This is a genomic window from Pseudomonas sp. VI4.1, from assembly GCF_002029345.1.
Taxonomy (GTDB): Bacteria; Pseudomonadota; Gammaproteobacteria; order Pseudomonadales; family Pseudomonadaceae; genus Aquipseudomonas.
In genome coordinates this window covers 1-23,361 of sequence record NZ_MULM01000096.1, presented here as the reverse complement: position 1 = coordinate 23,361, position 23,361 = coordinate 1, and the positions used below count along the sequence as shown (strand labels likewise).

Annotated in this window: 23 protein-coding genes and 4 pseudogenes; 15 read left to right on the top strand and 12 right to left on the bottom strand. The window is 61.3% G+C overall.

The features are described 5' to 3' along the window. Nucleotides 1-69: 69 nt before the first annotated feature. The 10 genes and pseudogenes from BZ163_RS04665 to BZ163_RS35375 form a co-directional block, all read right to left on the bottom strand. A pseudogene (locus tag BZ163_RS04665) lies at nt 70-817 on the bottom strand (electron transfer flavoprotein subunit beta/FixA family protein). Between the two features lie 27 nt (nt 818-844). After that, nucleotides 845-1,792: pseudogene (locus BZ163_RS04660) on the bottom strand (ABC transporter permease). A gap of 12 nt (nt 1,793-1,804) precedes the next feature. Beyond that, complete coding sequence (locus tag BZ163_RS04655; protein WP_128869959.1) at nt 1,805-3,307, bottom strand: sugar ABC transporter ATP-binding protein; 1,503 nt, start codon at nt 3,305-3,307, stop codon at nt 1,805-1,807. Nucleotides 3,308-3,316: 9 nt separating this feature from the next. Next, nucleotides 3,317-4,261, bottom strand: coding sequence for an ABC transporter permease (locus BZ163_RS04650; protein WP_128869958.1), 945 nt, complete (start codon nt 4,259-4,261; stop codon nt 3,317-3,319). A gap of 77 nt (nt 4,262-4,338) precedes the next feature. Beyond that, a complete protein-coding gene (locus BZ163_RS36335; protein ID WP_371916785.1) occupies nt 4,339-4,812 on the bottom strand; it encodes a substrate-binding domain-containing protein in 474 nt (157 codons plus the stop codon). After that, nucleotides 4,706-5,446, bottom strand: a complete 741-nt coding sequence (locus BZ163_RS36330) for a substrate-binding domain-containing protein (protein WP_371916784.1) — start codon at nt 5,444-5,446, stop codon at nt 4,706-4,708. Before BZ163_RS36330 ends, BZ163_RS36335 begins: the two co-directional genes overlap by 107 nt. Before the next feature lie 193 nt (nt 5,447-5,639). Then, nucleotides 5,640-7,292, bottom strand: a complete 1,653-nt coding sequence (locus BZ163_RS04640) for a GMC family oxidoreductase (RefSeq protein WP_128869957.1) — start codon at nt 7,290-7,292, stop codon at nt 5,640-5,642. A 37-nt stretch (nt 7,293-7,329) separates the two neighbouring features. Beyond that, nucleotides 7,330-8,142 (bottom strand): aldehyde dehydrogenase family protein, encoded by an 813-nt coding sequence (locus tag BZ163_RS35385; protein ID WP_256578940.1) that lies wholly within the window; start codon nt 8,140-8,142, stop codon nt 7,330-7,332. After that, the gene (locus BZ163_RS35380) at nt 8,102-8,386 is read right to left on the bottom strand and encodes an aldehyde dehydrogenase family protein (protein ID WP_256578939.1); all 285 of its coding nucleotides are present in this window, start codon (nt 8,384-8,386) and stop codon (nt 8,102-8,104) included. Before BZ163_RS35380 ends, BZ163_RS35385 begins: the two co-directional genes overlap by 41 nt. Then, on the bottom strand, nt 8,376-8,843 hold the full coding sequence (locus BZ163_RS35375; protein WP_256578938.1) for an aldehyde dehydrogenase family protein: 468 nt from the start codon (nt 8,841-8,843) through the stop codon (nt 8,376-8,378). Before BZ163_RS35375 ends, BZ163_RS35380 begins: the two co-directional genes overlap by 11 nt. Before the next feature lie 226 nt (nt 8,844-9,069). On the opposite strand from BZ163_RS35375, the gene BZ163_RS04630 reads away from it, so the two are divergent. Beyond that, on the top strand, nt 9,070-9,726 hold the full coding sequence (locus tag BZ163_RS04630; protein WP_128869956.1) for a TetR/AcrR family transcriptional regulator: 657 nt from the start codon (nt 9,070-9,072) through the stop codon (nt 9,724-9,726). A 56-nt stretch (nt 9,727-9,782) separates the two neighbouring features. Here BZ163_RS04630 and BZ163_RS04625 read toward each other — a convergent pair whose 3' ends face one another. Continuing rightward, on the bottom strand, nt 9,783-11,294 hold the full coding sequence (locus BZ163_RS04625; RefSeq protein ID WP_128869955.1) for an acyl CoA:acetate/3-ketoacid CoA transferase: 1,512 nt from the start codon (nt 11,292-11,294) through the stop codon (nt 9,783-9,785). A gap of 190 nt (nt 11,295-11,484) precedes the next feature. On the opposite strand from BZ163_RS04625, the gene BZ163_RS35370 reads away from it, so the two are divergent. The 10 genes and pseudogenes from BZ163_RS35370 (at nt 11,485) to BZ163_RS04590 (ending at nt 18,932) form a co-directional block, all read left to right on the top strand. Continuing rightward, nucleotides 11,485-12,111 carry an acyl-CoA dehydrogenase family protein gene (locus BZ163_RS35370; RefSeq protein ID WP_256578937.1) on the top strand — a complete coding sequence of 209 codons (627 nt, stop codon included), beginning with the start codon at nt 11,485-11,487 and terminating at the stop codon, nt 12,109-12,111. A 65-nt stretch (nt 12,112-12,176) separates the two neighbouring features. Further along, nucleotides 12,177-12,628: pseudogene (locus tag BZ163_RS35360) on the top strand (acyl-CoA dehydrogenase family protein). Further along, entirely contained in the window at nt 12,625-13,395 is a 771-nt protein-coding gene (locus tag BZ163_RS04615) for a 3-ketoacyl-ACP reductase (RefSeq protein ID WP_128869954.1), read from the top strand. Before BZ163_RS35360 ends, BZ163_RS04615 begins: the two are co-directional and overlap by 4 nt. 19 nt (nt 13,396-13,414) lie before the next feature. Continuing rightward, the gene (locus BZ163_RS04610; protein WP_128869953.1) at nt 13,415-14,590 is read left to right on the top strand and encodes a dihydrodipicolinate synthase family protein; all 1,176 of its coding nucleotides are present in this window, start codon (nt 13,415-13,417) and stop codon (nt 14,588-14,590) included. A 21-nt stretch (nt 14,591-14,611) separates the two neighbouring features. Next, nucleotides 14,612-15,514 (top strand): sugar phosphate isomerase/epimerase, encoded by a 903-nt coding sequence (locus BZ163_RS04605; protein ID WP_256578935.1) that lies wholly within the window; start codon nt 14,612-14,614, stop codon nt 15,512-15,514. 35 nt (nt 15,515-15,549) lie between these two features. Further along, nucleotides 15,550-15,876 (top strand): annotated as a pseudogene (locus BZ163_RS35355) (MFS transporter); the annotation flags it as partial. Then, on the top strand, nt 15,872-16,831 hold the full coding sequence (locus tag BZ163_RS04600; protein WP_256578934.1) for an MFS transporter: 960 nt from the start codon (nt 15,872-15,874) through the stop codon (nt 16,829-16,831). The pseudogene BZ163_RS35355 and the gene BZ163_RS04600, both read left to right, overlap by 5 nt. Before the next feature lie 81 nt (nt 16,832-16,912). Beyond that, nucleotides 16,913-17,299 (top strand): helix-turn-helix domain-containing protein, encoded by a 387-nt coding sequence (locus BZ163_RS35350; protein WP_256578933.1) that lies wholly within the window; start codon nt 16,913-16,915, stop codon nt 17,297-17,299. After that, the gene (locus tag BZ163_RS35345; protein ID WP_256578932.1) at nt 17,263-17,634 is read left to right on the top strand and encodes an IclR family transcriptional regulator C-terminal domain-containing protein; all 372 of its coding nucleotides are present in this window, start codon (nt 17,263-17,265) and stop codon (nt 17,632-17,634) included. Before BZ163_RS35350 ends, BZ163_RS35345 begins: the two co-directional genes overlap by 37 nt. An 83-nt stretch (nt 17,635-17,717) precedes the next feature. Continuing rightward, nucleotides 17,718-18,932, top strand: coding sequence for an MFS transporter (locus BZ163_RS04590; RefSeq protein WP_128869952.1), 1,215 nt, complete (start codon nt 17,718-17,720; stop codon nt 18,930-18,932). 35 nt (nt 18,933-18,967) lie between these two features. On the opposite strand, the gene BZ163_RS04585 is transcribed toward BZ163_RS04590, so the two are convergent. Then, entirely contained in the window at nt 18,968-19,864 is an 897-nt protein-coding gene (locus BZ163_RS04585) for a LysR family transcriptional regulator (RefSeq protein ID WP_128869951.1), read from the bottom strand. 170 nt (nt 19,865-20,034) lie between these two features. Between BZ163_RS04585 and BZ163_RS35340 the strand changes: the two genes are divergently transcribed. The 4 genes from BZ163_RS35340 to BZ163_RS04570 form a co-directional block, all read left to right on the top strand. Beyond that, entirely contained in the window at nt 20,035-20,376 is a 342-nt protein-coding gene (locus BZ163_RS35340) for a CoA-binding protein (RefSeq protein ID WP_256578931.1), read from the top strand. Then, on the top strand, nt 20,348-22,150 hold the full coding sequence (locus BZ163_RS04580; RefSeq protein WP_371916783.1) for an acetate--CoA ligase family protein: 1,803 nt from the start codon (nt 20,348-20,350) through the stop codon (nt 22,148-22,150). The genes BZ163_RS35340 and BZ163_RS04580 overlap by 29 nt, the downstream gene beginning before the upstream one ends. Next, nucleotides 22,147-22,941 carry an enoyl-CoA hydratase/isomerase family protein gene (locus BZ163_RS04575; protein WP_128869950.1) on the top strand — a complete coding sequence of 265 codons (795 nt, stop codon included), beginning with the start codon at nt 22,147-22,149 and terminating at the stop codon, nt 22,939-22,941. Before BZ163_RS04580 ends, BZ163_RS04575 begins: the two co-directional genes overlap by 4 nt. Then, on the top strand, nt 22,938-23,361 hold a 424-nt coding region (locus BZ163_RS04570), incomplete at its 3' end, for an aldehyde dehydrogenase family protein (protein WP_128869949.1). The genes BZ163_RS04575 and BZ163_RS04570, both read left to right, overlap by 4 nt.

Below are 23,361 nucleotides of genomic sequence, written 5' to 3'. Positions count from 1 at the left end.
CGTGGCCGGGGCCAGCACTGTGTTGTCCTGCGCGTCTTTGGAATAGTCAGCAATCACCAAAATAGTCATTCAGATCACCTTCGCTTCGTTTTTCAGTTTCTCGACCAACTCAGCCACCGACTTGACCTTGATGCCTGCGCTGCGTGCAGCCGGCGCTTCGACTTTGACGGTCTTGTTGGTGGAGGCGGTGGAAACGCCCAAAGCGTCCGCAGTCACTACTTCGAGAGGCTTCTTCTTGGCTTTCATGATGTTTGGCAGCGACGCGTAGCGCGGCTCGTTCAAACGCAGGTCGGTGGTGACGATCGCCGGCAGTTTCAGGGCAACCGTCTGCGCGCCGCCGTCGACTTCGCGAGTCACGGCAACGGTGTCGCCGCTGATTTCGACTTTGGACGCGAACGTGCCCTGACCGTAGCCGCTCAATGCAGCGAGCATCTGGCCAGTCTGGTTGTTGTCGCTGTCGATGGCTTGTTTGCCAAGGATCACCAGCCGGGGCTGTTCCTTGTCGACAACCGCCTTGAGCAGCTTGGCAACGGCCAGCGACGTCAGGTCTTCGGCGGATTCGACGAGGATGGCGCGGTCGGCACCCAGGGCCAGCGCGGTGCGCAGTTGTTCCTGGGCGGTGGACGGGCCGACGCTGACAACGACGATCTCGCTGGCAATGCCCTGCTCTTTCAGGCGAACAGCTTGCTCCACGGCGATTTCGCAGAACGGGTTCATCGACATCTTGACGTTGGCGAGGTCGACGCCGGAATGGTCCGCCTTGACCCGCTTTCACGTTGTAATCCACAACGCGTTTGATTGACACGAGGATTTTCATTGCTGTTTTCCATCATTTCGGGATGTGTTACTTGACGACCGGCAGCTTCGAACGGTCGATGGTGAAGGCCACGGCGATGATCAGGATCACGCCGAAGACAATCTGCTGGGCAAATACGCTGACGCCGACAAATGTCATGCCGATCCGCACGACGGACACCAGCAGCGCGCCGATCAGCGTTCGCCAGACACTCCCGACGCCACCGGTCAACGCGGTGCCACCGACCAGTACCGCAGCGATTGCCGGCAGCAAAAACTCATTGGCCAGCGTCGGCGAACCGCTGGACAGCCGCCCGGCCATGATGATGCCGGACAACGCCGCCAGGCCGGCCGAGACGGCGAAGGTCATGATCTTGATTCGGGTCACGTTGATACCCGAGGCCCAGGCCGCGGGTTCGCCAGCACCGATCGCGTTGCTGAACCGCCCGAAAGCCGTCTTGCGCTGCAGAAAGACGCACAGCAGCAACACCAGGAACGCCACGCACACTTCATTGGGAACGCCAGCGGTCTGGCCGCTGACCCAACCAAACTAGGCGTCGCGTTCGGCGCCGTCGATATTGATCGTACGGTTGTTCGACGCGAGCATGGTGATGCTGGTGACGACCCCGCCAACCGCCAGGGTGACGATGAACGAGGGCAGCCGCAGCCACGTATGCAACACCCCGCTGAGTGCCCCCGTCGCGATTCCCAGGCCGAGGCCAATGGGAAAGGCCCAGAACCCGTAGGCCGGCAACAGCAGCGCAACGATCACACTGGCCATGGATGCCACCGCCTGGGAAGACAGGTCGATACCCCCGATCAGCAAGACAAAGGTGATACCGGTCGCCATCACAAACAATGTCGAGGTGTCGGCAATCAGGCCGAGCACCGCGCTGGGTTGAATGAAACCGGGGTCATACCCGGCGATCAGTGCCACCAGGACAATCAAGGCGAACAACGGCGCCTGACTACGAAATCCGCTAAGTGAAATGGGCATGTCTGTGCTCTCTCAAACCATGTACTGGATCAGGTCTACCTGCTGCGGCTTGGCGCCGGGCAGGCAGTCGAAGGACTGGGCAACTTCACCGTCACGCATGACCAGGATCCGGTGACTCAAGCCAATCATTTCCTCCAGGGTGTCGGCGGTCAGAATCACCGAAACGCCTTGGGCGGTGATTTCGCGAATCAACTGGTAAACGTCTTCCTTGGCGCCCACATCCAGCCCGCGAGTCGGGTGATCGAGGATCAGAATCGTCGACCCGGCGTTGCGCCATTTGGCCAACACCACTTTTTGCTGGTTGCCACCGCTGAGGTTGAGCAGCAAAGCATCGGGGCCGGGGGTCTTGATGCTCAGGCGCTTGATCCAGTCTTCGGCGATCGAGCGCTCCTTGCGCTCGTCGAGCAGGCCAAACGAGGTCACTTGGCCGATGCGTGCCAAGGTCATGTTCTGCGCCACGCTGAGCATTGATACGATGCCTTCGACCTTGCGCTCACGGGGGATGTAGCCGATTCCGGCGCGAATCGCCGGTCCCGGCCCTGCCCCATCCAGACGCTGGCCCTGCACCTGGATTTCACCGCGACTCTTGGGCATCAAGCCGGCCAGTACCCGGCACAACTCTTCACGGCCCGAGCCAATGACCCCGGCAATACCCAGGATTTCGCCGCGATGCAGATCGAAGTCCAGGCCAGAGAAACTGCCTTCCAGTGCCAGGTCGCGGGCCGACATCACCACCTCGGTCAAACACGGCTGCTGAAGGGATTCGCGGTAGTACTCCGCGTGGAGCGAACGACCGACCATCAAGGTGTGCAGGCGCTCTTTCGAGGCCTCGGCGGCGGGCATTTCTGCCACCACTTCACCATCCTTCATCACATAAACCCGATCGCTGAGGTCGAGTAACTCGTCCAGTCGATGGGACACGAAAATGAACGATGCACGGGATTTGAGTTGCCGCACCAAGCGGAACAAGGTGTCGATTTCCCGTTGTTCGAGTGCCGAAGTCGGTTCATCCAGCAGGATGACCAAATGCCCCTCCGTGCGCTCTTCCAGCGCCAGGGCCTTGGCCAGTTCAATCATCTGCCGTTGACCGAAGCTCAACTCACTGCACAGCAGACCCGGATCGATATCCAGATTGACTTTGGCCAATTGCAGGCGTGCTGCACGGTGCAGTTTTTTCCAGTTCAAGCACCCGAAACGCGAGAACTCGTCTTCGCGGCCCATGAACAGGTTCTCCGCCACCGACAGGTTGAGCAGGATCGATTGCTCCTGATACACCATCGCAATGCCGTTCGCCGTTGCGCCACGGGGCCCGTCCAGCACGATCGGCGAACCGTCCAGCTCCAGATGACCTTCGTCCGGTTGGTAGACTCCGGTCAGGATCTTCATCAGCGTCGATTTGCCTGCGCCATTTTCGCCGATCAACCCAACCACTTCGTTCTTGCGCACTTCAAGCGAGATGTTCTTCAGCACCGTGATGCCGTTGAACCGTTTACACACATTATTGAGCGTGAGCATGGGGCCTCCTCACTTGACGATCCGTGCTTTCGCACGGTCGAGGGCAATGGCGACAGCCGTGATAATCAACACGCCCTGCACGCCTTGTTGGACGTAAGGCGCGACGCCCATCAGCACCATGCCGTTGCTGACCACCACCACGATCAAGACACCCAGCAAGGTTCCCAACGGGCTGCCATTGCCGCCAGCCAATGAGGCGCCGCCCACGACGATCGCCGTGATCGCCGTGAACAGTTGGCCTTGCGCAATCAACGCATGCCCTTGCCCGAACTGGGCGACGGCGAGAATGGCCGCGAGTCCGTAGAAGGCACCGGCCAAGGCAAAAACCGTGATTCGCGTGCGGTTGACGTTAACCCCGTTGAGCCGCGCGAGGTCTTCCCCGCCGCCAATGGCCAAGGCGTGACGGCCCAATACGGTGTGCCGGGAAACGAAGTGAGCGACGCCCAGCGCCAGCACCACGATCCACACCGATAACGGCAAGCCCATCAAGCGATGCAGGGCAATCGCACGGATATTCATGTCGAGCACCCGCACGGTGTTGCCTTCCAGTAACGCCGTGGCCAGGCCAATACCGACGAAGCCGACGCCCAACGTCGCCATGAACGAAGGGATGCGCAGCTTGACCTGCAACAGGCCGTTGATCAGACCGGTCAAGGCACCAACCAGGATCGCCAGCGGCAGCGCCCAGAAACCAATGGCGTGACTATTGAGGTTGTTGCCGATCAGCAAGGCGAGACAGACCGCCGAGACCGCAACAACCCCTTCGACGGACAGATCGATACTGCCCATCTGGATCACAAACATTCCACCCAACGCCATCAGCAGCGGGATCGAAGACGTGGTGGCGATTCGCGCCAGGTTCATCGGGTCAAAGAAATTGGGATTGACCGAACCAATGATCAGGCCGATGAGCAGCAGGACAATAAGCGATGAAAACCGTCGCAGGCGGACCATGACGATAACTCCGTGAACAAACGTGAAAAACGGCCCCCTCAGGGGCTGCAGGAACAAGCAAGACCGTGACTGGACGCTTACGAGTTGTAGCGAATGGGCCCGGCAACCCGTCCCCAGAAATCGGTGACATCGACGGCCGGCGTCGCTTTCACGCTGCTCGCGTAAAACGCCTCGACGTTATTCTTCGTGATCAGCTGCGGACGCACATAGAACTCGCGATGCTCGTGAGGCTCTTTGGCCGGATCCAGTCGACCGGTCTTGGCCGCATGGGCCAAGGCCAGACCCATGCTGCCGAGCCAGTACGGATCGAGGCTGGAGGTCGCGATGTATTCACCGGTACGAATGGCTTCTACGGCCTGCTCGATGGCATCGATCCCGACCACCGGAATCGCACCGGCCAACCCTTCGCCGCGCAACGCCTCAAGCGCGCCCATGCCCATGTCGTCATTGGCGCACCAGATGCCCTTGATCTCGCTGCCAAAACGCGTCAGCCACGACTGCACGATCGGAAAAGCCTTGTTGGCGCTCCAGTCGGCCGCCTGGAAATCCAGCAGCTTGATGTCCGGGTATTTTTTCAAGGCGGCGTCGAGACCGCTGCCGGCGTCCGATCGAGGCAACGTTACTGAAGATACCGCCCAACGCGACGATGCCGCCCTTGCCCCCCATCGCCTCGAACAGCTCGGTGGCCACGGCCTCACCCACCGCTTCGCCATCCTCGGCAATGTGTGCCACCCAATACGGGCTGTAATCCCAGGGATGCATGTCATCCGGCTTGTTCCAGATGGTCGTGACGTAGACGCCGGCCTTGACGCATTGCTCGATGATGACCCGGGCGTCGGCGGAATCGTTCGGTTCGACGTTGAGGACGAGGTTGCCGTCAGTCTTGGCGATCAATGCGCGAATGTCGGCGATGCCCTTCTGGCTGTTGCCTTCGGTGACCAGCGGGGAGTACGGCAGCTGCTGACTGGCGGCATAGGTTTCACCGCCCCGATTGAAAGTCGCGTGGTAGGGATTGGTCAACGAACGAAAGGAATTGGAAAAAGTCAGCGTCGTCCGGGCCCACAGCAGTGTGGGAAACAAACCTGCCACCGCGCCGGCTCCAGCCAGGCTGGCGGCCCCCATCAGCAGCTTGCGACGGCTCATTTCCAGGAGCCGGACTGGATCATTTTCATTGTTGTTATTCATGTGACCTCCGGGTGCGCCGCACCGGGTGATTAGCGTTTTATTGTATTTTTAGTAACCAACTAGTTATTTATAAAACTATTGCAGCGAGGATGCAATCCTTAGCGATTGGAGGGGTAAAAAAATCTACGGATGGTCGATAGCGCTCAAGTTCCTGCGCATCAAAAACAGTGCTCGATGCACAGGAACCCGGGCCTTACACAGTTTGATCCCGGGATTGACGGCCGCCCCTGACTTGCACCTCGGAAGGCGCCAGCGTGCGCCCCAGCAACAGGTCGGCGCCCTTTTCGGCAATCATGATCGAAGGTGCGTTGGTGTTGGCGCTGATCAGTCGCGGCATCACCGAAGAGTCGATCACGCGCAGGCGCTGTACGCCCTGCACCCGCAGTTGCGGGTCGACCACCGCCATGTCGTCGACCCCCATCTTGCAGGTCCCGACCGGGTGATAACCGGTGCGCCCACAGCGTCGTGCATAGTCTTCATAGTCCGCCTGGGTGCGCACGCTGCTGCCGGGGAAATGCTCGGACTTGAGGTAGCGACTCAGCGAATGCTGCGCCATGATTTCACGGCTGAGCTTGATGCCCTCGACCGACACATGCAGGTCATAAGGGTCGCTGATGTAGTTGGGATCAATCGACGGTGGTTGCAGCGGATCGGCGCTGCGCAAGCGGACACTGCCGCGACTTCGAGGGCGCAGGAAGTAGGAATTGAGCGTACAGCCGGAACCAGAGGGAACCGGTGGGATCCCGGCCTCGACACCCGCCCCCGGCAAAAAGTGAAACTGCAGGTCAGGCGTGCTGGAGCGCGAGTCGCCGTACCAGAAAGCACCCGCCTCGGCGATGTTCGAGGTCACGGGGCCTTTGTTGAACAGCTTATATTCCAGCCCGGCCATCAGCATCATGTGCGGTTTGGCGTACTTGTCCAGGCTCTGCGAGCCGTTGAGTTCGTAGACGATATCGATGTCGAAATGGTCTTGCAGGTTCTGCCCTACACCCGGCAAATCCTGCTGCACGGCAATGCCCAGGCTGGCCAGCTCCTGAGCCGGGCCGATCCCCGACAGCATCAGGATTTTCGGTGAGCCGATTGCGCCCGCGGCGACCACCACTTCGCGCTCGGCCGCGGCGAACTTCACCTCCCGTGAACCACTGCCCTGGACATACTCCACGCCGGTGGCCTGACCGTTCTCGATACGAATCCGCGTAACCAGGCATTCGGTCTGGATGGTCAGGTTGGGTCGATTGCGAATCTTGCTCAAATAGCCTTGCGCCGCGCTGCAACGGCGCCCGCCGCGTTGCGTCACTTGATAGGTGCCACAGCCTTCTTGCCTGGCGCCATTGAAGTCGGCGTTATACGGGATACCGGCCTCCTGGGCAGACCGCACAAACGCCTTCGTCAGTTCGTTGACCGTGATCAGATCGGAGACACCCAGGGGCCCTTCGGTGCCATGGTACTCATTGGAGAACCGCTCATTGTCCTCGGCCCTTCGAAAATACGGCAACACATCGCGGTAAGACCAGCCGCGACACCCCTCCTCCTGCTCCCAATCGTCGTAGTCCCTGGCGTTGCCGCGGGTATAGACCATCGCGTTGATCGAGCCGCCGCCGCCCAGGACGCGACCTTGGGGAAACAGAATCGAGCGATTCTGGATATCGCCCTGCGCTACCGTGTCATAGCCCCAGGTCAGGGGACCACCGGTCATCTTGAAAAAGCCGACCGGCATATGAATGTAAGGGTTGGTGTCGGCAGGCCCGGCTTCGAGCAGCAGTACTCGGACATCCGCCGGCTCGCTCAGCCGCGCGGCCAGTACGCAACCGGCCGAACCACCGCCGATAATGACGAAATCGTACATTTTGTTGTCTCCAGTCTTATTTTTGTACTGACGCTGTTCAGGCTTCAACCCAGCGGGGGCGCTCACCCAGCTGCACGTGGACAGACTTGAGTTCAGTGTATTCCTCAACCCCGTAGCGACCGGTTTCCCGTCCGATACCCGATTGCTTGAAGCCGCCGGAAGGCAATTCCGGACCGCCGGCAATGGTGGTATTGACCCACACCCGCCCGGCCTTGATTTGCCGCATCGCTTGCAATGAGGTCTGCAGGTCGCGACTCCAGATGCTCGCGGCCAGGCCGAACGGTGTGTCGTTGGCCAGGCGCATGGCCTGGTCGAAATCGTCAAACGCGGTAATGGTCAATACCGGGCCAAAGATCTCTTCGCGGGCGATGACCATCTGTGCAGTCACCTGGCTGAAGACCGTCGGTTGCAGATAAAGCCCTTGCGCGGATTCGATCCGGCTACCGCCATAAACCAGTTCGGCCCCCTCTTTGCGGCCTTGCTCGATGTAACCCAGGATGCGCTCCAGATGGCGTTGCTCGGTGATCGAACCGACCTGCGTCGACTCTTCCAGCGGGTCGCCGATCCGCACTTTTTCGATCAACGCCACTATTTTTTCGGTCAGCTGCTGTTCGACGCTGCGATGCGCCACCAAGCGGCTGCCACTGACGCAGCACTGCCCGGCGTTGAAGCAAATGCCGAAGACAATCGCATCGGCCGCTGCATCCAGATCAGCGTCGGCGAAGACGATCTGCGGATTTTTGCCGCCCAATTCCAGGCCGATTTTCTTCATGTTGCCGGCAGCGGCGGCCATGGTCAGGCGACCGACTTCAGTGGAACCGGTGAACGACACCATGTCGACGGTCAGCATGTTCGGAAATCGCCTGGCCCACCACCGACCCCGGCCCCGTCAGCACATTCACCACGCCGTCGGGCAAGCCGGCCTGTTTCAACAGCCCGGCCAGCATCAAGGTGGTGCCGGACGTCAGCTCGCTGGGTTTTACCACCACGGTGCAGCCCGAGGCGAGAATGAAGGGCAAGCGTTCTGCGAGGATGAAAAACGGAAAGTTCCACGGAGTAATCAGGCCCACCACACCGACGGGTTCACGCGTCACCAGCCCGAGCATTGTCTCGCCCAGGTTGTTGAACGAGTGACCGTGCAGGCGCCCTGGCTTGTCCCGCGGCATACTCCCAGATAGCCGCGGCAGCGAGCACTTCACCACGGGACTGATTGATCGGCTTTCCGGTTTCGAGGGTTTCGCACAGCGCCAGTTCTTCGCTGTTCTGCCGAATCAATGCGGCAGTCTGCAGCAACACGGTGGCGCGCAAGTCCGCCGCGGATCTGGCCCAGGGTCCGTGATCGAAAGCCTGCCGGGCAGCCGCCACCGCCTGATCGACATCCGCCACGCCCCCCGATGGATAGACGCTGACCGGCACATTGTGCGCAGGGCTGAGGCGCGTCACCTGCTTGAGCGCCGAACCCTGGGTCCATTGCCCATCGATGAACATGTCGAAGTGTCGCGGCTGCGTTGGCAGTTGATTGATCCGGGTGGTGCCATTGTTGTTATTCACAAAAACGTCCTCTGCACAGCGTTCGATTCAGGCGGCCCTTGCTCCAATTCGAAGAGAATGGGCTGCCCGCCAAAGATATATAACTAACCAGTTGTTTACATGCAAGCCGCAGGCTAAGCTTTATTTGTCAGCCGGGTGCCCCACGGCTAAGCTCATCGCCCTTACCGCTGCGCCACTTCCTGGCAGCGTATGAGGAACAGTACCTATGCTCCGGAGAGCGTTTTAAATGCCCAAGAAACCCACCGAAGAGGTGTCGGTCCGACCGACTCGCGATTCCGATGCCACGCGCCTGAGAATTCTCAATGCGGCCAAAATCGAGTTTGCGAAATTGGGCCTTGGCGGTGCTCGCATTGACAGCATCGCGCTGCGAGCCCAATCCAATAAACGGATGATTTACGAGTATTTCGGCAACAAGGAAGGCTTGTTCGAAGCGGTACTTGAATTGGCTTATCAAGACATCCGCCAGGCCGAGCGCAAGCTCAAGCTCGAAGAACTGGAGCCGGTGGAAGCGATCCGCAAACTGGTGAGCTTCACCTGGAAGTACTACCTGAAAAACCCGCATTTCCTGACCCTGGTCAACAGCGAGAACCTGCACAAGGCCGCGCACCTGAAGCGCTCCCGGGAAAAGATGCATGACATGCATGCGCCGATGGTGTCGATGGTTGCCGAGATCCTTGATCGCGGTGTCGCCCAAGGCGTGTTCCGCGCAGGCATCGATCCGATCCAGTTGAACATCACGATTGCAGCGATCAATTACTACTACCTCAACAACCGTTTCACCGGCGAGATCATCTATGGCTTCGACCTGATGTCCCCCGAAGCGCTGCAAACCCGTATCGACTTCAACATCCAGACGATCCTCGGCATGCTGCGCCCCGACTGAGAGCCCGCGACGCATCAGCCCCTTTTCGCTCAGGTGCAAGCCGGAAGGGGCCGCCATCACGCCAGCCCCGCCACTTTCACTTCACGTACGATCGGCGCGAACGCCATGCGATCCAGCACGTCACGCTGGATATCGACGCCTTGTGCGACTTCGATCAACTCAATGCCTTCGGGCAACAGCCTGAACACGGCGCGCTCCGTGACATAGAGCACCTCTTGTCCGGCGAGCACGGCTTGCGGGCCGCTGAAGGTGATGTGGCGGACTTTTTCCACCAGCTTGGGCACCTCGCCGAGGCGCTTGAGTTGCAACTCGACGCCGACCTTCGCCACCTCCAGACCCTTGGCTTCGAACGCTCCGCAAAACACCACTTTGCGCGCGCCCTGGGTGATGTCGATAAAACCACCGGGGCCGACCAGCGTGCCCCCCAGGTTCGACACGTTGACGTTGCCCTGACTGTCCATTTCGCCCATGCCGAGAAACGCCAGGTCCACCCCGCCGCCGCTGTAGAAATCGAACTGATCCAGGGACGTCACAATCGCTTGCGGGTAACGCGCGGCGCCAAACATCGCGCCGCCCATCATCCGGCCGTTGTGAATGCCCTGCTCGATGCTGCCCCAATAGCTGTCTTGCAAGCCGCGTTCGGCGAGCAATGAAGGGATGCCGCCCGGAATGCCAAACCCGAAATTCAAGGACATGCCGGGCATGAATTCATCCGCGGCGCGTTGCGCGATGATCCGACGAATGTCGTCGGGGATGGCTTGCTCGGCCTCAGCCGATTGCGCAAGGCATTCGCCACTGATGGCCGGGTCGTAGTCAGCCGCCACACACTGGCGTTGCTCGGGCACGACCACCACTTCATCGATCAGCACGCCGGGAATCCGCACCAGTCGCGCCGGCACAAAAGCGCTGTCACTCAGTTCACGCACCTGCACATAGACCTTGCCGCCACTGTTGTGGGCCGCCAGCGCCAGGGCGTAGGCATCCAGGTCCGCCGCTTCGTGGCACAAGGTAATGTTGCCGCTCGGGTCGGCCAGGCTGCCCCTGACAATCGCCACATCGACCTTGAACGGCTTGTAGCGCAGGTAAGTTTTGCCTTCTATGTCCAGGCGCTCGACGATGGCGTCGGTGGCCCGCGCGTTGCATTTTCCGCCGGCAACCAGCGGATCGGCGAACGTCCCGAGGCCGATATGGGTGATCAGACCCGGGCGCGCCGCACCGATTTCGCGCATCAGACTCATGATCACCCCGGCGGGCAGGCTGTAAGCCTCGATGGCGTTATTGCGCGCCAGCGCCTGCATCTTTGCCGACCAACTCCAGTGCCCGCCGATGACCTTGGTCACCAACCCTTCATGAGCGAGCCGCTCCAGACCGCTGCCCTGCCCGTCGCCAATGCCCAGGGCATGCACCACGGTCAGCCCGCAGGGGTGGCCGGTACGCAGAAACGCATCCTCGATGGCTGCGAGCAGTGCGTCAGGTTCCAGCAGAGTCCCCGAACCGCAGACCGCGATGGTGGCTCCGTCGGGAATCCGGCTGGCCACATCCGACGCTGATGAACAGCTTCTTTTCATTGTTTTTTCCTCATCAATCCGCTTGCTGCAATCGAAACCGATTTTTTCAGAGAGCGCTTGACGCCTTCCGAAAGGACGCATTAAATAAATAACCGGTTGGTTACTTAAATCCACTTTAATCCAGCTGAAAAAAGAACACAACCCAAGCGATGAAGGTCTTTCCCATCGCGCAACAGAAAGGAAAAAAACAATGCAGCTTTCTGAGACTCACCTGCAGATCCGCGACGTGGCCCGCCGTTTTGCCGACCAGGCGATCCGTCCGCTGGCCGAAAAGCTCGATCACGACGAAAGTTTTCCCGCCGCGCTGTACCGGCAGATGGGTGAACTGGGCCTGTTCGGCATTACTGTGCCCGAGGCATTTGGCGGCACTGGCCTGGATACCATTGCCTATGCGCTGGTGATGGAAGAGTTGTCGCGCGGCTATGCCTCGGTTGCCGACCAGTGCGGCCTGCTGGAACTCATTGGCACCTTGCTGTCGGTGCACGGCAGCGCCGCGCAACGCGAGCGTTTTCTGCCGTCACTGCTGAGCGCACAGCAACATCCGGCGTACTGCATCACCGAGGCTGAAGCCGGTTCGGATGTGTCCGGTATCCGCACCACGGCGGTTCGCACCGAGAACGGCTGGCTGCTCAACGGCTCGAAGCTGTGGATTCACAACGCGCCGGTGGCCGACCTGGCGTTCGTGCTGGCACGCACCGACCCGGCAGCGGGCAAGCGTGGCATGAGTATTTTTATCGTCGATTGTCATCTGCCGGGCGTCTCCAAAGGCCCCAAAGAACACAAGATGGGGCAACGCGCGTCGCAGGTCGGCGGCTGAACTTCGACAACGTCGAACTGCCCTCCGATGCCCTGCTCGGCCAGGAAGGTCGTGGTTTTCACATCATGATGAGTGCCCTGGACAAGGGCCGGGTCGGTATCGCTTCGCTCGCGGTCGGCATTGCCCAGGCAGGGCTCGAAGCGGCGCTCGAGTACGTGCCGCAGCGCAAACAATTCGGCAAGCCCATCGCCGAAAACCAGGGTGTGCAGTGGATCCTGGCGGACATGGCCAAGGACATTCGCGCCGCACGCTGCTGGTACTCGATGCGGCGGATCGTCTGGACCGCGCCGACAACGCCACGATTGCCTGTTCAATGGCCAAGTGTTTCGCCGCCGACGTCGCCGTGGCGCAAACGGCGAATGCCGTGCAGCTGTTTGGCGGCAGCGGGTTTATCCGTGGTTTTGAAGTCGAGCGTCTGTACCGTGACGCCAAGATCACCCAGATCTATGAAGGCACCAACCAGATCCAGCGCACGATCATCGCCCGCGAGCTGTTCAACCATGGAGCACGCACATGATGCCGCGTCCAACCGCGCTGGTCACCGGCGCACGCGGTGGCATCGGCCGCGCCATTGCAGTGGGCCTGGCGCAAGCCGGTTTCGATCTGGCCGTGGTGGATCTGCAGGTCGATGAGGCCTTGCTGGAAACCGTACGCCTGGCGACCGACCTGGGTGCCAACGCCGTTGCACTGGCCGGCGACATCTCGGCCATCGAGCACCATGAAACGCTGCTGGACGCGGCACAGGCAGCGATCGGTGCGCTGTCCTGCCTGGTCAACAATGCCGGGGTGTCGGTGCTGTCACGCGGTGACTTGCTGGAGGTCAGCCCGCAGAGTTTTGATCGCTGCCATCAGGTGAACACCCGGGGCACGTTCTTTCTGACCCAGGCCTTCGCCCGCCGCTTGCGGCGGCAAACACCGTGCGAACAGCATCGCTGCATCATCACCATCACCTCCTCCAACGTGCACGCGGTTTCGACCTTGCGCGGCGAATACGGCATTTCCAAGGCCGGTTTGTCCATGGCCTCGCGCCTGTTCGCCGTGCGCCTGGCGGATGAAGGGATCGGCGTCTACGAGGTACAGCCGGGACTGATTGCCACCGAAATGACGGTGCCGTCCAAGGCGCGCTACGACGCCGAAATCGAACGGGGCCTGACTGCCATCAAGCGCTGGGGACAGCCCGAAGATGTCGCGCGGGTCGTCACCACCATGGCCACGGGGGGCTTGCCCTACACCGTAGGCCAAGCAGTGCCGGTGGACGGTGGTCTGCTGATTCCGAAGTTTTAATCTGCCAGGAGCTAAGCCCATGCCTTTGACAATCGAGTTGTTGACCTCTGACGCGGACCGTCCGCTGCAGCGTTACACACTGACTGGCGAGCCGCTGTTGCCGCCTGCAAGACCCTTGCCCGCCAACCGGATCGCGTTGTCCGCCGCGCACGTCGTCGCCGATCCGTTAAGCGCAAGCCAGCCTGGCACCAAAGCCGCCATCGACTGGGAACAAACCCTGCACTATCGACGTTACCTGTTGCAGCAAGGGTTGGGCATTGCCGAGGCGATGGACACCGCCCAGCGCGGAATGGGCCTGGACTGGCCAACGGCGCTGGAACTGATCAAGCGCACGTTAGAAGAAACCCGCGACATCCAGCATGCCGTGATTTTTTCCGGCTGCGGCACCGATCAGTTGGCCGCAAGCGATGCCAACTCGCTCGACGATGTGCTCAAGGCGTACGACGAGCAGCACAGCGCCATCGACAAGCTCGATGGACGCATCATCCTCATGGCCAGTCGTGCCTTGGCGCGGGTCGCCAAGGGTCCGCAAGACTACACAAAGGTCTATGGCCAGGTGCTGTCCGATGCTCGGCAGCCGGTGATTCTGCATTGGCTGGGCGACATGTTCGACCCCGCCTTGACGGGCTATTGGGGCAGCCGGAAGTATGAGGAGGCATTGGAAACCTGCCTTGAAATCATTCACGAGCATGCCGACAAGGTCGACGGGATCAAAATCTCGCTGCTCGACAAAGAGAAGGAAATCCTCCTGCGTCGGCGCTTGCCCGAGTCGGTGAAAATGTACACCGGCGACGACTTCAACTACCCGGAACTGATCGCTGGCGACGAACAAGGTTTTTCCCATGCCTTGCTGGGTATCTTCGATGCCATTGCACCGGCTGCCTCCCACGCGCTGGCGGCCTTGGCCGAAGGCGACCTGGCTCGTTACTACGCACTCCTCAACCCTACCGTGCCACTGGCGCGATTGATCTTCAGCAGCCCCACCCAGTATTACAAAACCGGCGTGGTGTTCCTGGCCTACCTCAATGGCCACCAGGAACACTTCATCATGCTGGGTGGCCAGCAAGCCATGCGGCCCCTGCCCTACTTCTGCGAGATCTTCCGCCTCGCCGACCAGGCAGGACTGCTCAGCGATCCGGCACTCGCCGTGAGCCGGATGAAAACCTTCCTCGGGCTATATGGCGTCGGCGTTTAAGGCTGGCCGCGGAGCGCCGCAATGGCTGCGCTCCGCAACCGAACCCTCGGCAACCGTGGAGAATTGAATGTCATACCGTTCGCTGGAAAACCGCCTCGATCGTTGCTCGATCAATACCGCCACCCTCGGTCATCGCCTGCCCCTCGAGCAGACCCTGGATCTGATCGCCGCGCGGGGTTTGGCTACGTCGCCCCGTGGCGCCGGGACTTGCAGGGCCGCACGCCTGGCCAGGTGCGCCGGCACTTGCGCGACGCCGGACTCAAGGTCAATGCCTATTGCCGCTCCACCTTCATTCCGGCCGCCACGCGTCAGGGCTTCGACGCCGCCCTGGCCGACAACTTCAGGGCCATTGAGGAGGCCGCCGAATTGCACGCGCAGTCGTTCATCATGGTGGTCGGCAGCTTGCCCGACGGCTCCAGGGACCTGTCGGCCGCACGGGATCAGGTAGCCGAAGGCCTGGCCCGGCTGCTTGAGCATGCCAGGCAGCATCAGGTTTCACTGGCGCTGGAACCCCTGCACCCGATGTATGCGGCAGACCGCTCCTGCCTGTCGACGCTGGAACAGGCCCTGGACCTGTGCGACATGCTGGAGCCGGGAACCTGCCACAGCCTGGGCGTCGCGGTGGACGTTTACCACTGTTGGTGGGACCCCAAGCTGCACGAGCAGATCCACCGCGCCGGCGCGCAAAAACGCATCCTGGGCCTGCACCTGTCCGACTGGCTGGTGCCCACCCGGGACCTGCTGCTGGATCGCGGCATGATGGGCGATGGCGTGATCGATCTGCGCGGCATTCGCCAACAGGTGGAAGCGGCCGGTTACGACGGCGCCATCGAAGTGGAAATATTTTCCCGTGATACCTGGTGGAGACGCGACGAAGCCGACGTCCTGCACACCTGTGCTGAACGCTTGCAAGGCTGCTGTTAAACGTCCTGAAGAACAATAAAAAGAGCGAGGCTCCCATGTCCCATCAATACCGCTGGCAAATCTGTGCGCTGTTGTTTTTTGCCACCACCATCAACTACCTCGACCGCCAGGTGCTCGGCCTGCTCAAGCCACTGCTGGAGCAACAGTTTCACTGGAGCGAAACGGACTACAGCTACCTGGTCATCGTATTTCAAGCAAGCTACGCGGGCGGCTTGCTGGTCTTCGGCAAACTGATCGATCGGCTGGGCACCAAGCTCGGCTATGGCCTGTGCATCGCGGTCTGGAGCCTCGCGGCGATCGGCCATGCCGCGGCGCAGTCCACCTTGAGTTTCATGTACATGCGGGCGCTGTTGGGGCTTGGCGAATCCGGCAACTTCCCGGCGGCGATCAAAGCCGTGTCCGAGTGGTTCCCGAAAAAAAGAACGCGCCCTGGCCGTCGGCATTCTCACGTCCGGGACCAGCGTCGGCGCGATTCTGGCGCCCGCCTGCGTGCCCTGGCTGGCCGCCACCTACGGCTGGGAATCGGCATTTGTGATTACCGGCCTGACCGGTTTTGTCTGGCTGGTGTTCTGGAAGATTTTTTACCATTCCCCTGCCGCACATCCACGGATCAGTGCCGGCGAGCTGGCCTACATCAATCAGGGGGCTCAGGTCGAACCCGCCGACAAGGTCAAATGGGTCGATCTGCTGAAGCTGCGCTCGACCTGGGTGTTCGTCACCGGCAAGTTCCTCACCGATCCGATCTGGTGGTTCATGTTGTTCTGGTTGCCGTCGTATTTCTCCAGCCGCTTCGAACTGGACCTCAAGCACCTGGGCCTGCCACTGATGATTGTCTACTGCGCGACCTCTATCGGCAGTGTCGGCGGCGGCTGGCTTTCGTCGCGGATGATCAGCGCTGGCTGGTCGACGGAAAAAGCACGCAACAGCGCAATGCTGATCATGGCGGTATTGGTGTTACCGATCGGTTTCTCCAGCTATATCGACAATATGTGGGTCATGGTTGGCCTGTTGAGCCTGGCGGCCGCAGCCCACCAGGGATGGTCGGCCAACCTGTTCACCACCGTCGCGGACAAGTTCCCCCGCTCGCAAGTCGCCTCGGTCATGGGCATTGGCGGCACGGCGGGCTCAGTGGGCGGGATGATCTTTCCTTTGATCGTCGGCATCGTTCTGGAACACTACAAGGCCTTGGACAATCTCACCCTCGGCTACAACCTGATTTTCATTGTGTGTGCGAGTTCTTACTTGACGGCGTGGCTAATCATGCGATTGATGGCCAACCGCGGCGCGCCCTTGCTTCAGGAACCCCTGAAATCCTGAGCGCCAGGACTCCGGCCGGGCCACGAGCCAGTGACGCTTCGTGGCCCGAAGACTCGATACAGGAAAACGAAAGTTGCGCACATGATCAACGAGAACAAAGGCATCCAGTCCGTCGAACGCGCGATGATGATTCTTGAGACCATCGCGGCGGCCGGTGGCGAAATCCGCCTGGTAGACCTTGCGGCGCAATCGGGCTTGCACAAAAGCACCTTGCACGGACTGCTCAATACCCTGGCCGCCATGGGCTACATCGCCCGTCGCGGCACGCACTACGCCCTGGGCTTGCGTTTGCGGGAGATAGCGCAGCCGTTGAACGACGCTGATGCGTTACTGCGCGAAGCCTTTGCCCCTGCTGTCTACGCACCCTGGCTGAACGCACTGGCGAAACCTGTTTTCTCGCGGCACCTTGCGGCACTCGCGAATACTTCTACATGGATGCCCTTGAAGGCACCGGCAGCCTGCGCGTAACCAGCCCGCGTGGACGCCGCGCAGGGCTGACCACCTCGGCCATCGGCAAGATCTTCCTGGCGTTCGACGAAGACTTGCGCCGCAGTTTGCGCCGAGCGCAATTGCTGCCTGTGGAGCTGGAGCATGAACTGGCAAGCATCGTCACGGATGGCTATGCATTGGACCTGGAAGAAGCCGAGGCAGGGCTCAATTGCGTAGCGCTGCCCCTGCGCCTGCAAGGTCGGGTCGTCGCGGCACTCGGCGTCGCCGCACCGGCGTCACGCTTGCCGAAAAATGCGCTGCACAAGCTGGCGACCCAGGCCATGCGGGAAATGTTCGACATGCTCAAACTTTAGTCGCCGCTGGCCGGCGCCTATTCCCCTGAAAAGCAATCGTCGGGATCATCGGGGCTCTGTCGTTTTACTCAATGGAGTCCCGAATGCAACGTATTCATCCCGGCGTGCTGGCCTTGGCGGTGACCGCCTTCGCTATCGGTATGGCCGAGTTCATTGTCGTGGGCATTCTTCCCGCTATCGCCACTGACCTCGACATACCCCTGGCGCGCGCAGGCAGCCTGGTAGGTTTGTACGCGCTGGCGCTGGCCATCGGTACGCCATTGACGGTTCTGGCGTTGGCACGCCTGCCGCGAAAACCGGTGCTGTTGACCCTCATTGCGCTGTTTCTGGGGGGGAACCTGCTGGCGGCACTGTCCACCGATTACCCCTCGCTGTTGGCAGGACGCATTGTGACTGCGCTCGCCCATGGCAGTTTCTTCGCGATCGGCGCCACCGTCGCCGCCAGCCTGGCGCCGAAGGGACAATCAAGCAAAGCCATCGCCGCGATGTTCGCCGGGCTGACGCTGGCCATGGTTGTCGGTGTGCCACTTGGCAGTTTCCTGGGCAACGACATGGGCTGGCGACTGCCGTTTTATGCCGTCGCGCTGTTGGCGGCATTGGCCCTGGTGGCTACCGCCCGGTGGTTGCCTGACGTGCCAACGCCGCCATCGGGAAAGGCGTTGACTCAACTGGCGGCACTCGGGCATCCAGCCATTCTGGCGATGATGGCGGTAACCGTGCTGGGTTTCGGCGCAAGCTTCGCAGCGTTCACCTTCATCACGCCGATCCTCACCGACATCAGCGGTTTTTCCACCGCCACCGCCAATGTACTGTTGGTCGTATTCGGCATCGCGACACTGGCGGGCAATCTCGGTGGCGGCCGGCTGGCCGCCACCATGGGCTGGCAACCGGCACTGCGCATGATCTTCGTCCTGCTGGCAGTGGTACTGGCCGCCGTCGCGCTGTTGCTGCCCTATCAAGTGCCGATGGTGGTGATGTTGTTTTTCTGGGGCGCGCTGGCCTTCGGCCTGTCTCCTGCTGCGCAGGCCGGGATGCTGGCCACCGCCGAGCGCTTCACCCCACAGGCGGTGGCGTTCGCTTCGGCGCTGAACATCTCGGCATTCAACCTGGGCATCGCCCTGGGAGAAACCAGCGGCAGTGTCCTGGTCGACAACGGACAGATCGCCCTCACGCCTTGGGTGGGTGTGGTCACGGTGATCGTTGCACAGTTGCCGCTGGTTTGGCTGCTATCGCTCAATCGAAGAGATCAGCGCCAAGCACGCCGCAGCCGCTCCTATGAAGGTGAAATACATGAATGAAGCCGGCGTCTCTATTGCCATTGAACGCCCGCCCCCTAAGCCAGCAACGATTGACTCAGCTCACGGACATATCCTCCAACGACTCTAGCCGCCTTGGATAACGGATGCTGGTGAGTGAACGCCAAGGCGATCGTTCTTTTGATCTGCGGCTTGTCGATCCTCACGGCATCCAGCAATCCGCGTTCGACATCGTCCTGTACTGCCAGAAAAGGCAGGATCGTGAACGCGCCTCCGACCGCCGCGACATCCTTCATTGCGTTCAGCGTGTCGACCTCGATAGCCACGTTCAAGGCGACCTGATGTTTACGCGCCAATTGGTCGAGCGTTGTCCGCAATCCATTGGGCCTGGAAGGCAAAATCAGCGGAAAACCCGCCAGCGCACCAAACGCGATCGACGTTCCATCTCCAGCAAGGCTTCCCGCCTTGCCCACCAGGTAAGTATCGACCACGCCCAGCGTCTCTTCGTCGCGAGCGGTGGAGATGCCATACCGGTTGACGACTATCAGGTCCAGGGCGCCCGCGGCCAGTTGTTCATCCAGGTCGCCACTGAACCCCTCCACCACATGCAGGCGCACGCCAGGCGCGTGGCGTTGCAACTCGGTGAACAGCATCGGCAGCAGCTTTCTCGACATCGACGGCAGGACACCGATGTGCACCGTCCCCGCCGGGACGCCCGAGGATTCCCTGACCAAGGTTTCCAGGCGCTCGGCCTGCGCCAGCAACAAACGGATTTCTGGCAGCACCAGCCGTCCGAAGTCCGACACGACCAAGCCGCGCCCGGTGCGCACGAACAACTGATCGCCCCACTCCGTCTCCAGTTGCGCCAGTTGGCGACTGACCAGCGACTGGGCTGTGCCTAGCGCAACCGCTGTTCGGGAAATAGACCCGAGTTCGTCCATCAACAGCACGCTTTGCAGTTGTTTCAGATTCATCGGCCTTGTCCTCGTCGCCCCTTCCAGAGGTCGAAACATAAACCACACGCATGGCTGCAGCCATCACTTTTTGATGTATCTGATATCGCCTGCATGACGCTTCCGCATGGGCACCCCTCTCCCTAGACTGGAATCAGACCTGAAGCCAACCCGCAGAATCGAGAGCTCCCATGGCCCATAACAATAAAGAGGGTTCAACAGCGCTGTCGCTGTTTGACCCTTCAAGCGTCGCCATCATTGGCGCGTCGGATGATCCCAACAAAGTGGGTGGACGGCCCATTCACTACATGCGCACGTTCGGTTACGCCGGCCGCATTCTGCCCATCAACCCCAACCGCGAGACGGTTCAAGGATTGCCCTGCTACGCCGATCTTCGGCGCACTCGACGTTATTCCGCAGGCGGCCATTATCGCGGTCTCGGGTCTGGCGGCCGTCGAAGCCATCAAGGCCTGCGCCAGGCTCGGTGTCGCCACCGCGGTGGTCATGGCTTCAGGCTTTGCCGAGACCGGTGAAAGCGGGCGCCAGGTGCAGAATGAACTGGTGGAATTTGCCCGCCTGCACGGCATGCGCCTGATTGGACCCAACGCTCAAGGCCTGGCCAACTTTGCCAACGGTGCGGTGCTGAATTTCAGCACCATGTTCATGGAAGTGCCCCCGGCGGACGGGCCCATCGCGATTGTCAGTCAAAGTGGCGCGGCCAGTGTCATGCCCTACGCGATGTTGCGTGAGCAGGGTTATGGCGTGCGCTACCTGGCAGCCACCGGCAACGATGCGGACCTGGGCGTTTCGGAGTTGACCCGGCTAGTGGTGGACGACCCGCACATTCGCCTGGTTCTGGTGTACGTGGAAACCGTTTCGAACCCGCTGCTGCTCGCCGAGGCCGCACACATCGCCCGCCGGAACGGCACGCACATCGTGCTGCTCAAGGGCGGCGTGAGTCACAAGGGCGCTGCCGCCGCAGCCTCCCACACCGGAGCCATGGTGGGCCAGGACGGCGCCCTCGATGCCTTCCTCGAACAGCACGGCATCTGGCGTGCCCACGATATTCACGAACTGGTCAACGCAGCGCCGCTGTATCTCGACGGCTTTGCGCCCGGTGCCGGACGCACGGTAGTGATGAGTCACAGCGGTGCAGTGGGGGTGCTGTGCGCCGATGCCGCTGAACGTGTCGGGCTGCCGCTGACCGAGCTGGCCGCGGGTACCACTGCACGATTGAAAAGCCTGATTCCCGACTTTGCCAGCGCTGCAAACCCGCTGGATCTCACCGCGGCGCTGCTCGGCAACGGCGCCATGTTTCCTGCCGTTCTGCAAGCGCTTGGCGATGACCCGGAGGCGGACATGTTCCTCATCGGGATCCCCGTGGCAGGCCCGGGCTACGACGTGCCAGGACTGGCGCAAACCACCGCCCGGTTCATGCGCCAGACCGGCAGGCCCGTGGTAATGACCGCGCCGCAGGCCGATGTTCGAGCACACTTCCAGCAAGCGGGTGTGCCGAGCTTTCGCAATGAAAGCGACGCGGTAGAGGCGCTTCATCAGTATGCCCGGCATTGCCAATGGCAAGGGGCTTCTCATCGCCAATGGCTAAGGGCTTCCCTGCCCGCCTCTTCGGCCGCGCAGCCAGGCTTGCACACCGGCCTGCTGGACGAGGCTATCAGCCTGCAATTGCTGGCGGATGCCGGTGTACCGGTGGTCGAGCACGCGGTGTGCCACGACCCTCACAGTGCCGCACGTATCGCCGCCGACTTCGGTGGACGCATCGTCATCAAGGGGTGCGCAGCGCAGGTCCCGCACAAGAGCGAACACGGCCTGGTTCATCTGAACCTCGCCGATCCGCAAGCAGTGCAAGAGGCGGCACGCCTGTGCCTGGGCGCTTTGGACAAGCTGGGTGTGCCCCATGGACAGCTGATCGTCGCGCGTTCGGTCAAGGGCCTGCATGAGTTCATGCTCGGCGTCGTCGTCGATCCCTTGTTCGGCCCGCTGGTGGTGATCGGTGAAGGTGGAACCCTGGTCGAGATTCGCCAGGACACCGTTTCGTTGCTCGCCCCGTTCACGCAGGCACAGGCGCTGGAAGCGATCAGCCGACTGCGCATTGCCCCGGTGCTCAAGGGCGCTCGCGGCCAGCCGGCACTCGATGTCGATGCCCTGGCCCGGGCTGCCGTGGCCTTGGGCAACTTTGCCCTGCAACACCAGGCCAATCTGCTGAGCGTCGACGTCAATCCGGTCATGGTGCTGGCCGAGGGCGTGGTGGCTGTGGACGCGGTTATCGAATACCGGGAGGCACCATGAACATCGGTCATCTCGATCAACCGCGCAGCGTCCTGGTGGAGATCCAGGATCAGGTGGCACTGGTCACGCTCAATCGTCCTGCCAACCTGAATGCCGTCAATCAACCCCTGCGCAGCGCATTGATCGATACGCTGGCGCAGCTCAATCGGGATCCGCTAGTCAAGGCGCTGGTGCTGACCGGCGCCGGTGACCGGGCGTTTTGTGCCGGGCAGGATCTGGCAGAAGCGAGCGCAGTCGACTGGAAGCAGATTGCCCCGTGGCTGAACGCGCAACGCGCCATGTATCAGGCCGTACGCGACCTGGACAAACCTTGCGTGGTCGCCATCAATGGCGTCGCCGCCGGTGCCGGGATGCAACTGGCGCTCTGCGGCGACTGGCGTATAGCGGCGCCTGATGCCCGGATTGGTCAACCGGAAGTAAAAGCCGGTCTGGCCAGCATCGTCGGCTCCTATTTGTTGTCATTGCACGTCGGCCTGAGCCACAACACACAGCTGTCGTTGTCCGGTGAACTGGTGAGTGGCCAGCGTGCCCATGAGATCGGCCTGGTCACCGAGCTTGAGGCCTCGGACGTGATCGGCGCTGCATTGGCACGCGCCCGCACGTTGGCACAACTCCCCGCAACCGCCATCCGTTTATCCAAACAGCGCTTTCGCGCGCTGACCCAACCGGGCTTTGACGATGCCTGCACGGCAGGCATTCGCGCCCAGCTCGAATGCTACGCCAGTGGCGAGCCCCATACCCTGATGAGCGCGTTTCTGGACGCGCGTGCACGTAAAGGAATCACTCAATGACTGCCTATCAACATCACCTGATCGATGGCATCTGGACGGCGGCGCAATCCGCCGAAATCACCAGGATCCACGATTCCGCAAGCGGCACCGAGCTGGGGCAAGTCGCCCACGGCACGCGCGAAGAAATCCACCTGGCCGTTCGGGCGGCAAAAAACGCCTTTGCATCATGGTCGACATTGCCCGTCAGCACCCGCGCAGACTATGTGCGCGGTATCGCCAATCAATTGGAAGAACAGGTCGAGCAGCTTGCCCAAGGCGTCGCCGCGGAGGTTGGCATGCCGCTCAAGCTGTCGCGGCGGATACAGGTGCAGATGCCGATTCTGGCCTGGCGCGCAACGGCTGATCTGGCAGTGGAATGCCTGGCGGACGTCGCGCTGGGTCACTCCACCCTCAACCACGTCCCGGTAGGCATCGTCGGTG

Bases quoted from the DNA above. Each gene is read 5' to 3' on its own strand.
- BZ163_RS04625 (WP_128869955.1), bottom strand. From the start codon at position 11,294: ATGAAAAGAAGCTGTTCATCAGCGTCGGATGTGGCCAGCCGGATTCCC.
- BZ163_RS04630 (WP_128869956.1), top strand. From the start codon at position 9,070: ATGCCCAAGAAACCCACCGAAGAGGTGTCGGTCCGACCGACTCGCGAT.
- BZ163_RS04615 (WP_128869954.1), top strand. From the start codon at position 12,625: ATGATGCCGCGTCCAACCGCGCTGGTCACCGGCGCACGCGGTGGCATC.
- BZ163_RS36330 (WP_371916784.1), bottom strand. From the start codon at position 5,446: ATGAATAACAACAATGAAAATGATCCAGTCCGGCTCCTGGAAATGAGC.
- BZ163_RS04575 (WP_128869950.1), top strand. From the start codon at position 22,147: ATGAACATCGGTCATCTCGATCAACCGCGCAGCGTCCTGGTGGAGATC.
- BZ163_RS35385 (WP_256578940.1), bottom strand. From the start codon at position 8,142: ATGCTGACCGTCGACATGGTGTCGTTCACCGGTTCCACTGAAGTCGGT.
- BZ163_RS04650 (WP_128869958.1), bottom strand. From the start codon at position 4,261: ATGGTCCGCCTGCGACGGTTTTCATCGCTTATTGTCCTGCTGCTCATC.
- BZ163_RS04655 (WP_128869959.1), bottom strand. From the start codon at position 3,307: ATGCTCACGCTCAATAATGTGTGTAAACGGTTCAACGGCATCACGGTG.
- BZ163_RS35350 (WP_256578933.1), top strand. From the start codon at position 16,913: ATGATCAACGAGAACAAAGGCATCCAGTCCGTCGAACGCGCGATGATG.
- BZ163_RS35345 (WP_256578932.1), top strand. From the start codon at position 17,263: ATGGATGCCCTTGAAGGCACCGGCAGCCTGCGCGTAACCAGCCCGCGT.
- BZ163_RS35340 (WP_256578931.1), top strand. From the start codon at position 20,035: ATGGCCCATAACAATAAAGAGGGTTCAACAGCGCTGTCGCTGTTTGAC.
- BZ163_RS04605 (WP_256578935.1), top strand. From the start codon at position 14,612: ATGGCTGCGCTCCGCAACCGAACCCTCGGCAACCGTGGAGAATTGAAT.
- BZ163_RS04640 (WP_128869957.1), bottom strand. From the start codon at position 7,292: ATGTACGATTTCGTCATTATCGGCGGTGGTTCGGCCGGTTGCGTACTG.
- BZ163_RS04585 (WP_128869951.1), bottom strand. From the start codon at position 19,864: ATGAATCTGAAACAACTGCAAAGCGTGCTGTTGATGGACGAACTCGGG.
- BZ163_RS35370 (WP_256578937.1), top strand. From the start codon at position 11,485: ATGCAGCTTTCTGAGACTCACCTGCAGATCCGCGACGTGGCCCGCCGT.
- BZ163_RS04580 (WP_371916783.1), top strand. From the start codon at position 20,348: ATGGCTTCAGGCTTTGCCGAGACCGGTGAAAGCGGGCGCCAGGTGCAG.
- BZ163_RS04610 (WP_128869953.1), top strand. From the start codon at position 13,415: ATGCCTTTGACAATCGAGTTGTTGACCTCTGACGCGGACCGTCCGCTG.
- BZ163_RS04590 (WP_128869952.1), top strand. From the start codon at position 17,718: ATGCAACGTATTCATCCCGGCGTGCTGGCCTTGGCGGTGACCGCCTTC.